This window comes from Pseudomonas fluorescens (genome assembly GCF_902497745.1).
GTDB lineage: Bacteria > Pseudomonadota > Gammaproteobacteria > Pseudomonadales > Pseudomonadaceae > Aquipseudomonas > Aquipseudomonas fluorescens_BM.
Map to the genome: position 1 here is coordinate 42,017 of NZ_CABVHJ010000024.1, position 13,971 is coordinate 55,987.

13 protein-coding genes are annotated in these 13,971 nt (G+C 59.6%); 3 read left to right on the forward strand and 10 right to left on the reverse strand.

Features of this window, described 5'->3' with window-relative positions:
- Nucleotides 1-42 precede the first annotated feature (42 nt).
- Together F8N44_RS27300 and F8N44_RS27305 are read right to left on the reverse strand one after the other, a co-directional pair.
- The gene (locus tag F8N44_RS27300; RefSeq protein ID WP_150652495.1) at nt 43-2,175 is read right to left on the reverse strand and encodes a TonB-dependent receptor; all 2,133 of its coding nucleotides are present in this window, start codon (nt 2,173-2,175) and stop codon (nt 43-45) included.
- A gap of 92 nt (nt 2,176-2,267) precedes the next feature.
- On the reverse strand, nt 2,268-2,657 hold the full coding sequence (locus tag F8N44_RS27305; protein ID WP_016982997.1) for a DUF2946 domain-containing protein: 390 nt from the start codon (nt 2,655-2,657) through the stop codon (nt 2,268-2,270).
- 94 nt (nt 2,658-2,751) lie between these two features.
- On the opposite strand from F8N44_RS27305, the gene F8N44_RS27310 reads away from it, so the two are divergent.
- On the forward strand, nt 2,752-3,192 hold the full coding sequence (locus tag F8N44_RS27310; protein ID WP_007910751.1) for a DUF3995 domain-containing protein: 441 nt from the start codon (nt 2,752-2,754) through the stop codon (nt 3,190-3,192).
- A 157-nt stretch (nt 3,193-3,349) separates the two neighbouring features.
- Here F8N44_RS27310 and F8N44_RS27315 read toward each other — a convergent pair whose 3' ends face one another.
- The 7 genes from F8N44_RS27315 to F8N44_RS27345 form a co-directional block, all read right to left on the reverse strand.
- Nucleotides 3,350-3,712, reverse strand: coding sequence for a Na+/H+ antiporter subunit G (locus tag F8N44_RS27315; protein ID WP_007910752.1), 363 nt, complete (start codon nt 3,710-3,712; stop codon nt 3,350-3,352).
- Nucleotides 3,709-3,987 carry a K+/H+ antiporter subunit F gene (locus tag F8N44_RS27320; protein WP_007910754.1) on the reverse strand — a complete coding sequence of 93 codons (279 nt, stop codon included), beginning with the start codon at nt 3,985-3,987 and terminating at the stop codon, nt 3,709-3,711. The genes F8N44_RS27315 and F8N44_RS27320 overlap by 4 nt, the downstream gene beginning before the upstream one ends.
- On the reverse strand, nt 3,984-4,472 hold the full coding sequence (locus tag F8N44_RS27325; RefSeq protein WP_150652496.1) for a Na+/H+ antiporter subunit E: 489 nt from the start codon (nt 4,470-4,472) through the stop codon (nt 3,984-3,986). The genes F8N44_RS27320 and F8N44_RS27325 overlap by 4 nt, the downstream gene beginning before the upstream one ends.
- Nucleotides 4,469-6,148, reverse strand: a complete 1,680-nt coding sequence (locus F8N44_RS27330; protein WP_150652497.1) for a monovalent cation/H+ antiporter subunit D — start codon at nt 6,146-6,148, stop codon at nt 4,469-4,471. The genes F8N44_RS27325 and F8N44_RS27330 overlap by 4 nt, the downstream gene beginning before the upstream one ends.
- Nucleotides 6,145-6,489, reverse strand: a complete 345-nt coding sequence (locus tag F8N44_RS27335) for a Na+/H+ antiporter subunit C (RefSeq protein WP_007910763.1) — start codon at nt 6,487-6,489, stop codon at nt 6,145-6,147. Before F8N44_RS27335 ends, F8N44_RS27330 begins: the two co-directional genes overlap by 4 nt.
- The gene (locus F8N44_RS27340) at nt 6,489-9,407 is read right to left on the reverse strand and encodes a monovalent cation/H+ antiporter subunit A (RefSeq protein WP_150652498.1); all 2,919 of its coding nucleotides are present in this window, start codon (nt 9,405-9,407) and stop codon (nt 6,489-6,491) included. Before F8N44_RS27340 ends, F8N44_RS27335 begins: the two co-directional genes overlap by 1 nt.
- Nucleotides 9,408-9,654: 247 nt before the next feature.
- Nucleotides 9,655-10,590: a DMT family transporter gene (locus F8N44_RS27345; protein WP_150652499.1), complete on the reverse strand. Its 936-nt coding sequence runs from the start codon at nt 10,588-10,590 to the stop codon at nt 9,655-9,657.
- Between the two features lie 85 nt (nt 10,591-10,675).
- On the opposite strand from F8N44_RS27345, the gene F8N44_RS27350 reads away from it, so the two are divergent.
- The gene (locus F8N44_RS27350; RefSeq protein WP_150652500.1) at nt 10,676-11,239 is read left to right on the forward strand and encodes a helix-turn-helix domain-containing protein; all 564 of its coding nucleotides are present in this window, start codon (nt 10,676-10,678) and stop codon (nt 11,237-11,239) included.
- Nucleotides 11,240-12,640, forward strand: a complete 1,401-nt coding sequence (locus F8N44_RS27355; RefSeq protein ID WP_150652501.1) for an FAD/NAD(P)-binding protein — start codon at nt 11,240-11,242, stop codon at nt 12,638-12,640. It abuts the gene before it with no gap.
- 52 nt (nt 12,641-12,692) lie between these two features.
- On the opposite strand, the gene F8N44_RS27360 is transcribed toward F8N44_RS27355, so the two are convergent.
- Nucleotides 12,693-13,634, reverse strand: coding sequence for a polyprenyl synthetase family protein (locus F8N44_RS27360; RefSeq protein WP_150652502.1), 942 nt, complete (start codon nt 13,632-13,634; stop codon nt 12,693-12,695).
- Between the last annotated feature and the right edge of the window lie 337 nt (nt 13,635-13,971).

The window sequence follows — 13,971 nt, forward strand, 5'->3', positions numbered from 1 at the left end:
GTCGTTCACAACACTGTGGGAGCGAGCTTGCTCGCGATGCTTTTAAAACTTCGTCTGCACCGCCAGTTCGAAGGTACGCGGCGTGCCCAGGTAATACGCCGGCGAAACATGCGCAAACTCGGCATACACCTCATTGGTCAGGTTACGCACGCGCCCGGTCACAGTGGTGTGCGAATCAACCTTGTAGCTGAGGAAACTGCCGAACAAGGTGTACGACGGCACGGTCATGGTATTCGCAGTATCGGCATACACCGACGCCACATATCGTGCATCAACCCCACCTTGCCACTGCGGTGAAAAGTCATACGTCAGCCACAGATTGCCGACCCGATCTGGCACGTTGGTCGGCGTATTGCCCTTGCGTGACACCACCACGCCGGCAGCATTCTTTTCGGTGAAATCATCGTACTGCGCATCGACCCAAGCGAAGTTGCCTTCGGCTAGCAACTTGTCAGTGATACGCAACGAACTGGCGATTTCAAACCCTTTCGACGTCTGTTGACCGACCGGAATACTGCCGGCCGGATCCAGCGGGTCGGTCACCGCGAAGTCTTTTCGCTCAATGGTGTAAGCAGCAATCGTCGCCGAGCCGCGCCCGTTCAGATAATCAAATTTGCTGCCAATCTCCCACTGCTTGCCGGTCGAGACGTCGAAGTCCTGCGTGCCATTCGGTTGCTCGGCGGCGGTGCTGTATTGCACGTAGACGTTGGCCGACGAAATGAACTGGTAGGTCAGGCCGGCGCGGCCTGTGACTGGCTCCCAACTGCGCTTGAGGTGCTTGGGGTTAGCGGCGGTTACAGTGCGATGGTTGGTCACGTCGAGGTCAATGTCGTCATAGCGCAGCCCGGTGAGCAGCGACAGCTTGTCGGTCAACGCTAGCCGGTTTTCCACGAACAGTGCTTTGGTGGTGACCTCGTTGGTTTTGTCGCTGATCAATTTCGGGTTGGTGCCGGGAATGTCGTAGAAGTGCCCCGGACGGTAGTTGTTCGGGTCCACCGTGCTCGCACCTTTGATGTTCAGCGGCGAGTTGGTGGTCTGGTTGACCTTGTATTCGAAGCCCCCCGACCACGTCGTGTCGAGACCGAACAGCGTGTTGTCGTGGCGCAGTTCGAACTGGTTGCCGTTCTGCTCGCCCTGATGGCGCACCTGATACGCGGTGGAGCGATTCACCGCGGTGTTGTCGGCGTTGTACTGGTAGGTTTCGAGGTTGCGGTAATCGCGCTGGCTGTCGAGGTGATACAGCGTATTGCGCAGGGTGGTGCTGTCGTTGATCCGGTAGTCGATGATCGAACGGACCCAGATCGTTCGCTGCTCGTAACGACCGTCCTCGACGTTGTAGTTGTTGAAGCGGTTGTGTTTATCGATCTTCAACTCGCCGGCCTTGGGATTGAGCACGGGTGTGCCCCAGTACGGACTGTCTTCGTGTTCGTCCTGATATTCGAGGGCGAGGGTGTGCGACAGGTCGGGCGTCAGGTCGCTGAGCAGCGAGAACGCCACGCTCCAGGCATCACGCTCCTGGCGGTCGATGTAGCCGTTGCTGGTGTTGTGGCTGACGTCGAGTCGCGCGTAGTGCTGCACGTCGGCGCCCGGTTCGATCAAGGCGTGGTTGAGGCCGAACGCGGTTTCAGTGGTGTCGTAGGTTCCGTAACTGACCCGACCTTCAACGGCCTGTTCATCGCGTGTAGCCAGTTTGGTCACGTAGTTCAGCGAGCCGCCGACCGAGCCTGCGCCATTGATCAGCGATGACGGGCCGCCAACCAACTCCACACGGTCATAGATCCACGAATCGACGGGCCGCGCGAGGCCGCCGGAAACGTTGATGCCGTTGAACATCTGGGTGATCTGGCTGCTGGTGAAACCGCGATAGGAAACGAATCCACCAAAGCCCGGCGGCGCGCTGGCGTTGACCCCGGGCAAGGTGTTGGCGGCGTCCTGGAAGTTCTGCGCGCCGTGGCGCTCGATGTCGTTGCGCTTGGCGATGGCCACCGAGGCGGGCGTGTCACGCACGCTCAAACCGAGGCGCGAGGCCATGCCGCTGGATTGGTCGAGGCTCAGGCCCGGCTCCGTGCCGGACTCGCCGTCGATGGTGATCGGCGCCAGATCCACGGTGGATTGCGCCCAGACGTTAACGGACAGGCAGCCGCACAGGCTCGCCAGTAGAGTGAGTTGTTTCATCATTGAATCCTGAATGCTTGTCTAGGAGTCAGCGCACAGGCGAACGCCGCGCGTGGGCGCAGTGGGCTGACAAATCAAAAAGGCAGAGACATTCAGGCGAGCGGTGGGGCGCGAGGGTTGGCCGAAGGCCAGGTGAAGCGGGCAGGGAGGTCGGCGCTGACGATGGGCGCCAGCGGCGGACTGTGCTGTTCCGGCAGGATCGCCAGCGTGAGGCTGGAGTTGAACGCTGGGCCCATGCCGCCGCCAACCGAGCACAGCGGGCAGCCGAATGCCTTGGACAGGGTCGGCAGTTGTTCTTCTGTGGGGTTGCTGGCGAGCGGCGCTTGCGTGGCCGGGTCGACGGTACAGAACTGGCCGCCGATACCGTTCAGCTGCATGCCGACCATTTGTCCGTGACCGATGCTGCAGGCGAACACGTTGAACAGGACGCAGCAATAAAGCATCCAGGCCAGCAGTGAGCGATCGGAACGGGAGAATTTCATGGGGCGGCACTTTACCGTACCGCTGATCGGTCGTGCACTTGAAAAAAATCCGACTAGGATGATTTGTTCAAATCCCTTTCCAAGGATTTCAACCATGACCTTTGTGTTGGCTCAATGGCTGGTGACAACGTTTGCAGTGATCGCCTTGATGCACGTGTATTGGGCGTTGGGTGGGCAGTGGGCGGCGGCAGTGGTGGTGCCGCAGGTGCCGGTGCGCGGATTTGTCGCAACGGTGCGACCGGCATTCAAGCCGTCGGGCTGGCTCACGTTGATCGTGGCGGCGGCGTTGCTGGTGATTGCTGCGTTGGTGTGTATGCGGGTTGGCTGGGGAATGCCGGCGGTGACGCACAAGGCGCTGCAATGGGTGATCAGTGCGATTGCGCTGTTGATGTTTGCCCGGGCGATTGGTGATTCGAATCTGGTCGGGTTCTTCAAGGAAGTGAAGGATTCGCGGTTTGCGCGACTTGATACTTGGGTGTATTCGCCGTTGTGTGCGGTGTTGGGGGCGGGGTTGTTGGCGGTGGCTTGGGTTTGAAACTGATCTGAAATTTGTGATGACTTGGCTGGCCCCTTCGCGAGCAAGCTCGCTCCCAAAGTGATTTTGGGTGTTCACAGATGTGTGATTTCACCCAAAACCCTGTGGGAGCGAGCTTGCTCGCGAAGGGGCCAGACCAGACACCGAAAGCTCTGGACTAACTACCGCTTTCAGTCCGCCGGCTACTGACCTCGGCCGGCACATCATCCCCGGCCATGCGCTTACGAAACAACGCCGCCCGCGCGAGCAGCAATGTCGTCACCGGTACGGTGATCGCCAGCAGAATCGGAATCAGCCAGGCATGTATGACTGGCCCCGACTTCAGCGCTGAAAAGCAGATGATCGACGCCAATGCCACGCACCACGCCCCCAATGTCGAAGCCAGTGCCGGTGGGTGCATGCGCTGGAAGTAATCCTTCATGCGCAGTAACCCGATCGCGCCGATCAACGCGAACAGACCGCTGAGCACCAGCAGGATCGCCACCGGAATCTCGATCCATAGAGACAATTCAGCATTCATTCGATCACCTCGCCACGCAGCAGGAATTTCGCCAGGGCAAACGAGCCGACGAAGCCGAACAGCGCAATCAGCAGCGCCGCTTCGAAGTAAGTATCACTGGAATAGCGAATGCCCAGCGTCAGCATCATCAGCATGGCGACGATGTACAGGTAGTCCAGCGCCAATACCCGATCCTGCGCCGATGGCCCTTTGAACAGGCGTACCAGCGTCAGCACCATCGCCAGCGAAAACAGGAACAGCGTCAGCAGGATCGCGTTCGACAGTAATGGGCTCATTCGAAAATCTCCATCAGCGGCCGCTCGTAGGTGCTCTTGAAGTGCTCGATGAATTGCGCTTCGTCATCCAGACCCCAGACGTGCAGCAGCAGAATGCTGCGGTCCAGCGCCAGCTCTGACCACACTGTGCCGGGCACTACCGTGCAAATCATCGCCAGAGTCGCCAGGCCGTGGGCGTCGCGCAGGTCCAGCGGGACTTTGACAAAGCCCGAGCGCAGAGGGCGACGACCGGCATTCAGTACGCCCCAGGCGACGATCAGGTTGGACATCACCACATCACGGCCCACGACCAGGAACAGGCGCAGGATCGTTCCCGGTCGGCGAATGCGCGCTCGTTTCGGACGCAATTTGCGCATCATCAACGGTGCAGCAAAGCCCAGTATTGCGCCGAGCAGCAGATTGCCCGGGCTGACTGACAGGTTCAGGGTCAGCCACAAGGCACACAGTGCCAGCGACAACAACGGTGCAGGAAACACACGCTTCATGGCTGCACCTCCAGCATCGCCGATTTGGCTTCCGGGCTCGGTACGGCACGGGTGCCGAGCACCGCCATGACGTATTGCTGCGGGTGGTTCAGCGCCTCCGCGGTGGCCTGGGTGTAGCGCAGCAGCGGCTCAGCCTTGAAGGTCAGGACGATGCTCAGCCCGAGCAACAGGAAAATCGGTGCGCATTCGAGTTTGCGCAGCAGCGGCGAAGGGCGCTCTTCCGGCGTCCAGAAGCGCTGGATGCCGAGACGCGAGAACGCCATCAACGACGCCAGTCCGGTGAGGATCAGCAGCGCCAGCAATGCCCATGCTGCCGTGGAGATCGGCTCGCCAGTGCCCAGCCCCAGCGGATTGAGCAGCGCGCCGATCAGGCTGAGTTTGCCGATGAAGCCGGACAGCGGCGGCATGCCGATGATCAGCAGGGCGCAAGCAATGAAGCTCAGGCCGAGAAACGCCATGGTCCACGGGATGACCTGGCCGACCACGGCTTTTTGCTCGTCGTCGAGGTTGATGCCTTTGGGCGGTTGCAGGGATTCCTGCGGCCGCGGCAGCAGTTCGCTTTCGTCTTCCAGCGGAATTTCGTTGGCCGAGCGCGAACGTTCGATCAACTCGGCGAGCAGGAACAGCGCACTCAGCGCCAGAGTCGAGCTGACCAGATAGAACAGCGCCGCGCCGATCAGGTTTGGCTGGGCGAACCCGACGGCGGACAGCAGAATCCCCGCCGAGACCAGGATGCTCAGACTGGCCATGCGCTCCAGGCGTTGTGCGGCGAGAATCGCCAATGCCGCGCAAGCCATGGTTGCCATACCGCCGTAGATCAGCCAGTCACCGCCAAAGAACGCCGAGGCACCGGCTTGCCCAGAGAAAAGCAGGGTCCAAAGGCGCAGCAAGGTGTAGACGCCGACCTTGGTCATGATTGCGAACATCGCGGCCACCGGTGCACTGGCCGATGAATAGGCCGGCACCAGCCAGAAGTTCAGCGGCCACATGCCAGCCTTGGCCAGGAACGCGACGGCAAGAATCCCGGCACCGGCGTGCAGCAAGCCACGATCGGCTTCCGGCACCAGTGGAATCTTCAGCGCCAGATCGGCCATGTTCAACGTGCCCGTGACGCCGTAGATAAGTGCCGCGCCAATCAGAAACAGCGACGAGGCCAGCAGGTTGATCGAGATGTAATGCAGCCCCGATGAGACCCGTGCCCGACCCGATCCATGCAACAACAAACCATAAGAAGCCGCCAGCAACACTTCGAAGAACACGAAGAGGTTGAACAGGTCAGCGGTCAGGAAGGCGCCGTACAGGCCCATCAACTGAATCTGGAACAGCGCGTGGAAGCTTGAACCCGCACCGTCCCAGCGGGCCATGGCAAACAGCAGGGCGCTGACGCCGATGATCCCGGTCAGCACCAGCATCAACGCCGACAGGCGATCGACCACCAGCACAATGCCGAACGGCGCCTGCCAGTTCCCCGGCAGGTAAACACCGATGGAACCGGGCACGCCAGTGGTCTGCGTCCATTGCAGCAGCATCACCGAAATGAACAGGCCGACGAGGCTGGAGAACAGGTTGATTTTCGCCTTCAGCGGTCGGTGCCGTTCGCCGAGCATCAGCATGATGGCGGCGGTCAGCAGCGGCAACAGAATCGGTGCGGCGATCAGGTGAGTCATCGCCATCATTCTTTAGGCTCCCGGCCGTCGACGTGGTCAGTGCCGGTCAGGCCGCGCGAGGCGAGCAGAACGACGAGGAACAGCGCGGTCATGGCGAAGCTGATGACGATAGCGGTCAATACCAGTGCCTGTGGCAGCGGGTCGGTGTAGTGCAGCAAGTCCTGGGTGACGCCGTCCTTGATCACCGGCTCTTTGCCGATGAACAGGCTGCCCATGCTGAAGATGAACAGGTTGACGCCATACGACAGCAGGCACAGGCCCATGACCACCTGGAACGTCCGTGGGCGCAGGATCAGCCAGACGCCGGACGCGGCGAGCACGCCGATGGCGATTGCGATGACTTCTTCCATCAGACGGCTCCTTTGCTGGCGACGGACTTGGGCAACGATGCGGTCTTGTGTCCCCGCACCGATTGGTGGGCGAGGGCGGTGAGGATCAACAAGGTCGAACCGACCACCACGCCATACACGCCAATGTCGAAGAACAGCGCGCTGGCGATATGGATGTCACCCAGCACTGGCAAAGTGAAATGCCAGGTGTGCGTGGTGAGGAACGGATAGCCGACCAGCATTGCTCCCAGGCCGGTGGCGGTGGCGAACAGCAGTCCGGTGCCCATCCAGCGCAGCGGCCGCAGGCTCATTTGCGCCTCGACCCACTGCGTGCCGGCGACCATGTATTGCAGGATGAACGCCACCGACATCACCAGACCGGCGACGAAACCGCCACCCGGTTGGTTGTGCCCGCGCATGAACAGGTAGAACGACACCACCAGTGCAATCGGCAGCAGCAGACGCACCAGCACTGCCGGGATCATCATGAAACCGAGCGCGGTGTCGCTGGCCGAACGCGGGTTGACCAGATCGGTGACCACGTCCGGCGCCAGCAAGCGTTGCTGAGCGGGCAGTTGCAGGCTTTCTTTCGGTGGGCGGAAACGCCGCAGCAGGGCGAATACGGTCAGTGCCACGGCGACCAGTACGGTGATTTCACCGAGGGTGTCGAAGCCGCGGAAATCCACCAGCATCACGTTGACTACGTTGCTGCCACCGCCCTCGGGCATGGCGCGGCTGAGGTAGAACGAGGAAATGTCGTTCGGCGTCTGCCGCGTCAGCATGGCGTAGGACAGCAGCGCCATGCCACCGCCGACGGCAATCGACAGCAGCAAGTCGCGCAGGCGACGAATGCGTGCCTTGCGCAGGCTGCTTGGCAGTGGCGAGACTTCTTCGATGCGTCGTGGCAACCAGCGCAGACCGAGCAGGATCAGCACGGTGGTGACCACTTCGACCGCCAGTTGCGTCAGGGCCAGGTCGGGCGCGGAGAACCAGACGAAAGTTACACAGGTCATCAAGCCGCAGACGCTGACCATGGTCAAAGCGGCGAGACGGTGATATTTGGCCTGCCACGCGGCGCCGAGGGCACAGGCAATCGCCAGCAGCCACAAGGTCACAAAGACGATCGAGCCGGGAATCTTCGGCCGGTCGCCCCAGCTCAGGCTGCTATGCAGCATCGGGATCAGGCCGGCGAGCACAGCCGTCAACACCATCAGGAACAATTGCATTTGCAGGCGCTTGGTGCCGAGTCGCCGCTCCAGGCGTCGGGCCAGGCGCATCATCACCACCAGGCTGCGTTCAAACAGGCGCTTGCCGTTGAAGCGACCCACCAATGGCGGGTACTTGAAGCGACCGCGCTTGAGCTGATTGCGCAACAGCAAGTAGACGACGATGCCGCCGGACATGGCGATCAGGCTCATGATCATTGGCGCGTTGAGGCCGTGCCAGATTGCCAGGCTGTATTCCGGCAGCGTACCGCCAACCACCGGCAACGCGGCGGCAGCGAGCAACGGGCCGACGATCTGCGCCGGGAAAATCCCCACCAGCAAGCAAGTGAACACCAGCAACTCGACCGGCGCACGCATCCAGCGCGGCGGTTCGTGCGGGGTGTGCGGCAGGTCAGTGGCCGGCGGGCCGAAGAACACATCGACGGTGAAGCGCAGCGAGTAGGCAACGCTGAACGTACCGGCAATCGTCGCCACAATCGGCAGCGCCGCTTCGACCCACGCTGTGGCGTTGATGAACACGGTTTCGGCGAAGAACATCTCTTTCGACAGGAAGCCGTTGAGCAGTGGCACTCCCGCCATCGAAGCGCTGGCAACCATGGCCAGCGTCGCGGTGAACGGAATCAGTTTGATCAGGCCGCTGAGTTTGCGGATATCGCGAGTGCCACTTTCGTGGTCGATGATGCCCGCAGCCATAAACAGCGAGGCTTTGAACGTCGCGTGGTTGAGGATGTGGAACACCGCCGCCACGGCAGCCAGCGGGCTGTTCAGACCCAGCAGCAAAGTGATCAGGCCAAGGTGACTGATGGTCGAGTAGGCAAGCAGACCTTTGAGATCGTTCTGGAACATCGCGCAATACGCGCCGAGCAGCAGTGTGCACGCGCCGGCGCCGCTGACGATGTAGAACCATTCTTCACTGCCGGACAACGACGGCCACAGGCGCGCGAGCAGGAAAACCCCGGCCTTGACCATGGTGGCCGAGTGCAGATAAGCGGAGACCGGTGTTGGCGCCGCCATCGCATGGGGCAGCCAGAAGTGGAACGGGAACTGCGCACTTTTGCTGAGTGCGCCAATAAGAATGAGGGGTAAAAGAATAGGGTAGAGGGCGTGTGCACGAATCATGTCGCCGGCGGCCAGGACCTTGTCGAGGTCATAGCTGCCGACGACATGGCCGAGAATCATGACCCCCGCCAACAGGCACAATCCGCCCGCACCGGTGACCATCAGTGCCATATAAGCGCCGCGACGGGCATCCGCGCGGTGGTGCCAATAGCCTATCAACAGGAACGAGAAGAGGCTGGTCAGTTCCCAGAAAAACACGATCTGAATCAGATTGCCGGAAATCACCAGTCCGAGCATGGCGCCCATGAACGCCAGAAAAAACGCGAAAAAGCGCGGCACCGGATCGTCCGGCGACATGTAATAACGCGCATAAAGAGAAACGAGCGTGCCGATGCCGAGCACCAGCATCGAGAATAGCCAGGCGAAGCCGTCCATGCGCAGGACGAAGTTCAGACCGAGGCTGGGCAGCCACATGAATTCTTCGCGGATCACGCCGCCGTGGGCAATTTGCGGGTACAACATCGCGACCTGGACGGTGCCGATCAGAGCGACCAGACCTGCCAACAGGGATTCGGTATTGCGCGCATTGTGTGGCAGCACCGCTGCCAGACAGCTGCCAATGAATGGCAGAAGCAGTAGAACTATCAGGGACATAGGCTTCTAATCTGCGGAAGTTTGTGAAGCATCATACGTGCCAGCTCCCCGATCACCAAACGCCAGGATGTCTCAGAATCCTACAAAGTAGTCTGGAATTTTCTGTTTGGCATTGTTTCAGGTAGATGGATGTTGCTTGGAATGGCCTCATCGCGAGCAGGCTCACTCCTACAGGTGGAACGCATTTCAATTGTAGGAGTGAGCCTGCTCGCGATAGCTACAGTCCAGGCACTAAAGATATTGCAGATTAACCTTGGGTTTCCCGCTCCAGCTCAGCTTCGGCTTCTGCAACCTTACCCTTGGTCCTCAACTCACTGACAATCACCGCCGCCACAATCAACCCGGCGCCCACCAGCGCAATCGCCGGCAACCGTTCCCCGGCAATCCGCCCGACAATTCCCGCCCACACCGGCTCACCCGCATAGATCAATGTTGCCCGGGTTGGCGAGACACTCTTCTGCGCCCAGTTCATCGCCACCTGAATCGCTGCACTCGCTGCGCCCAATCCCAGCGCAGTCACCAGCAGGGTCCAGGAAAAGTCCGGAATCATTTCCCCGGTCGGCACCACCAGCAGGAACGACAGCACGGAGGTGGTTGCCAGTTGCACAACGGTCACTCGGCGCACATCGACCTGACCGGCATAGGTGCTGATCAGAATGATCTCGGCGGCTATGGCGATGGCACTGATCAAAGTGGCTATTTCACCGGGACTGAAATTCAGCGCAGCCCCGGACGGCCCCGACAACAACATCAACCCGGTGAACGCCAGCATGATGCCGATGCTGGGCATCAGCCCCGGGCGTCGCCCCAGCACCAGCCATTGCAGCAAAGGCACGAACGGCACATACAACGCGGTGATGAACGCCGACTGACTGCTCGGGATCGTTTGCAAACCGACCGTCTGCAAGCCATAACCGAGCATGATCGCCACGCCGATGAAGGCGCCAGCCTTGAGTTCGAAAAGGGTCAGTTCGCGCAGATGGCGCCATGAGAACAGCGCGACGATAGCCGCTGCAGCGGCGAAGCGCAGGCCGACAAAAAACATCGGGCCGCTGACGGTCATCGCATGCTGAACCAGCAGGAAAGTACCGCCCCAGATCATGGTGATCAGCACCAGCACGCACTCGGCTTTGCTGAAACGAGAGAAACGGAGGGGAGTGGGGGAGCTGTTCTGCGACGTCATGACCTTGCGCACTATAAAAAGGAGGCCGCACAATGCGTCCAACGTTGCGCAGTATACTGCCCAACCTCACTGAGTGAGCAATATAGTGCACAAAGATTCAACGCAACGGGCGTCCGTCCTGCAGCACGTCAGCCTGAATGTGCGGCGTCTACGGCATGCCGCCGACATGAGCCAGACCGCGCTGGCGGAAAAATCCGGTGTCAGCCGGCGCATGCTGGTGGCGATCGAGGCGGGCGAAAAGAATGTCAGCCTGACCACCCTTGATCGCGTCGCCGAGGCACTTGATGTGGCGTTCAGCGATCTGATCCAGGCACCGGACGCTCGTGATCCAAGCCGCATCAACGAGGTGGCCTGGGCGGGCACGATCCCGGGCAGCAAAGCGGTGCTGCTCTCCAAAGCCACGGCGACCCGCGAAGTCGAGCAATGGGAATGGTGCCTGCAACCGGGCGAGGTCTACCCGTCGCAAGCGGATGCCGAGGGCTGGAGCGAGCAGATTTTTGTGTTTGAGGGTTGCCTGACGCTGATGCTCGGCGATCAGCCGCAAAAGATCGGCACTGGGGAGTTTTTCATGTTTGCCAGTAACCAGCCGCACTCCTATCGCAACGATGGCGATGTGCCGGCGCGGTTTGTTCGTAACGTGGTGATTTGAATGAGTCAGAGCGCAGACATCCTGATTATCGGCGGTGGCCTCAGCGGCACGATGCTGGCGGTGCAGTTGTTGCGTCTGCCGGGTCGGCGCAAGCTTCTGATCGTTGAACCGCGTGCGGAACTGGGACGGGGCGAGGCGTACAGCGCGGTCGAACTGGGTCACACACTCAATGGCAACGCCGCACGCATGAGCGTCGATCCGGATAATCCGGATGACCTGACGCAATGGCTGACCGAGCACATTGCCCGTGGCGGCTGGCCGGAGTCTGCCGAGCAGAATGTGCCGATCAGTGAACTGTTTCCGCCGCGTGGATTGTTTGGCGTCTATGTTCAGCAGCGCCTGGATGAAGCGCGCAGTGTCGGTGCGCAAAATGGCTCGAGCGCTGAGCACATCCGCGCGGAGGCCGTCGATCTGCAAGTCGATACCGACTCGGTGCAGCTAACACTGAGCAATGGTCAGGCGCTGCGCGGTGGCTACGCGGTCTTGGCGACTGGCATGTTCCCTGCCGCACGAACCCCGCAGAAAACCTCCAGCGGTCTCAACGCCGCCGCGCTCGATCCTTGGGATGTCGCTGCCATGCGCCAGCTCGATCCGCAATCGACCGTGCTGATCATAGGCTCCGGCCTGACCATGGTCGATGCCGTGGTATCGCTGGAGCAAGCCGGGCATCGCGGGCCGATTGAAGTGTTTTCCCGCCATGGTTTGTTGCCCCATGTACGTCGACAACCGCCGGCTTGGGTGGATTTTCTTGGCAACGATCACACCCTGCGCTCGCCGCGCCAGTTATTACGAGAACTGCGTCGGCAATGCCAGGCCGCCATCGCCCAAGGCATCGATTGGCAGGCGCCTCTGGACACTGTTCGCGTGCACATCGCCCGGTTATGGAGTCAGGCGACTGATATGCAACGTCGACAATTCGTACGGCATGTGCGGCCGTGGTGGGAAAGCCATCATCACCGTTCACCGCCATTGAGCGCGAAGCTGGTTGAGCGATTGCACAAAGAAGGGCGATTGCGGATTCAGGCGGCGTCGTTCAAGGGACTGGAGCCGAATGTGGAAGGTGGTGTGAGTATTCGCATTCGACGTCGCGGTGAGCCTGAAACCTGCGTGGTGCAGGGCGCCGCGCTGATCAACTCCAGTGGCATCGAATACGACTGGAGCCGCGTGGCGCGACCGTTGCCGCAGCAGGTGCTGGCGCGTGGTCTGGTGCAGCCGGGGCCGTTGGCGTTGGGGATTGCGGCGGCGGTGGATGGCGCGGTGCTGGATGCCGAGGGATGTGCGGCTGAGCAGTTTTTTGCTATGGGGCCGCCATTGCGCGGGATGTGGTGGGAGAGTACGGCGGTGACGGATGTGGCATTGCAGGCCAAGGCTTTGGCATTGCGCTTGTCAGGCCTTGGTTGAGGCAGTTCTGCTTGTAGTACACCGCGACATGAATTTTCGAAGAGGCGATTTCTCAGGTATTCAATTGAAGGGATGCATAGAAATCATCCGCCGGTTTTTGTTGGAAGTGCACGGTATCGAGAAATTTATGAAGTTGGCTGAAGTCCAGTTCATTGCACTGTTGCTGTGCACGTTGGAGAAAGCCTGGCAGGATTGCATAGCTGTCTTCCATAATCTTCAAGGCTTTGCAGAATACATCAGCGTTTCCCCAATTAATTATTATCTGCCGTTTCTGTATTTCGCTTCTATTGCTCTTGGGTAATGGCTGGTTTGCAATAATCATCAGGAACGATTTGGGGCCTGCTTCAAGATCGGGCGCAAACCCTTTTTTTGCATAATGCGGAATGTGATTGATGTCGCAGTAATCGTTAACAAAGCGATAGTAGACGGCAAGTTCAAGCAGCATTGATTTCAGCGATCGGTAACATTGCTGGGGTAGGGGCTTGAGTTGTTGGCAGGCTCTAAGAATGAATATGAAAAAACACCCGGTATTCAGTTGAGCAACATAGCGGTATTGCTCCATGGTGGGTAAGTCCGCTCCCTCGCTGAGCAAGGTGTCGAGGTACTGGCCGATGTGCAATTCCTCCAGGCTATCGAGGCCTGCTTGAACCAATGTCATGCGTCCTGATTCACTGAGCGATTTCAACCCTTGAATGTAACCATACATTCCTGAAATCAGTGCTGCGGCCACTCCGTATCTGACCCACACGGAGTCGGCTCCACGACGAATCCGGTCTTGATCGATAATGTCATCGTGTATCAGCGAGGCCGTGTTGAAACGTTCGACACAGTCACAAATTATTCGGGTTTTATCGGAAGAGAGTCGATATACATTCGCCAAGGCCCGTGTCAGGTCTGTTCTGACCTTCATGCCCGCATGCTGCTCCTGATACTCGAACGCAACAACCCAGCTTTTTTTGGCAGCCGCATATTGCTGAGGGTTTGAAGGGAACATGGCAGTTTACTCCCGGTGTCAATCAGAGCGGCGTTTGAATACCTGGTTGCCAGGGTGTCACAGTCAGCGTCTCTAGAAAGTAGCGTAAAGAGTGTTGGGTGTTTGGTTTTTTTAGGACTTATTAATTATAAAGTTTTCGCGATTGCGTTCTATATCAGGTTGGCCGTGATAGTCGATGGACGGTAAAACGGAGAGTTGAAACCTTGTTTTGCTGAGCTAGGGTTAGTGGGACTGTCTGAGCTCGCTGCGCCTGGAACAATGTTGTTTCTCTAATATGACGTTATGTTTATTCCGGTCTTCTTCAGCACGCTGCGTGATATTTCACTCGATAATCATG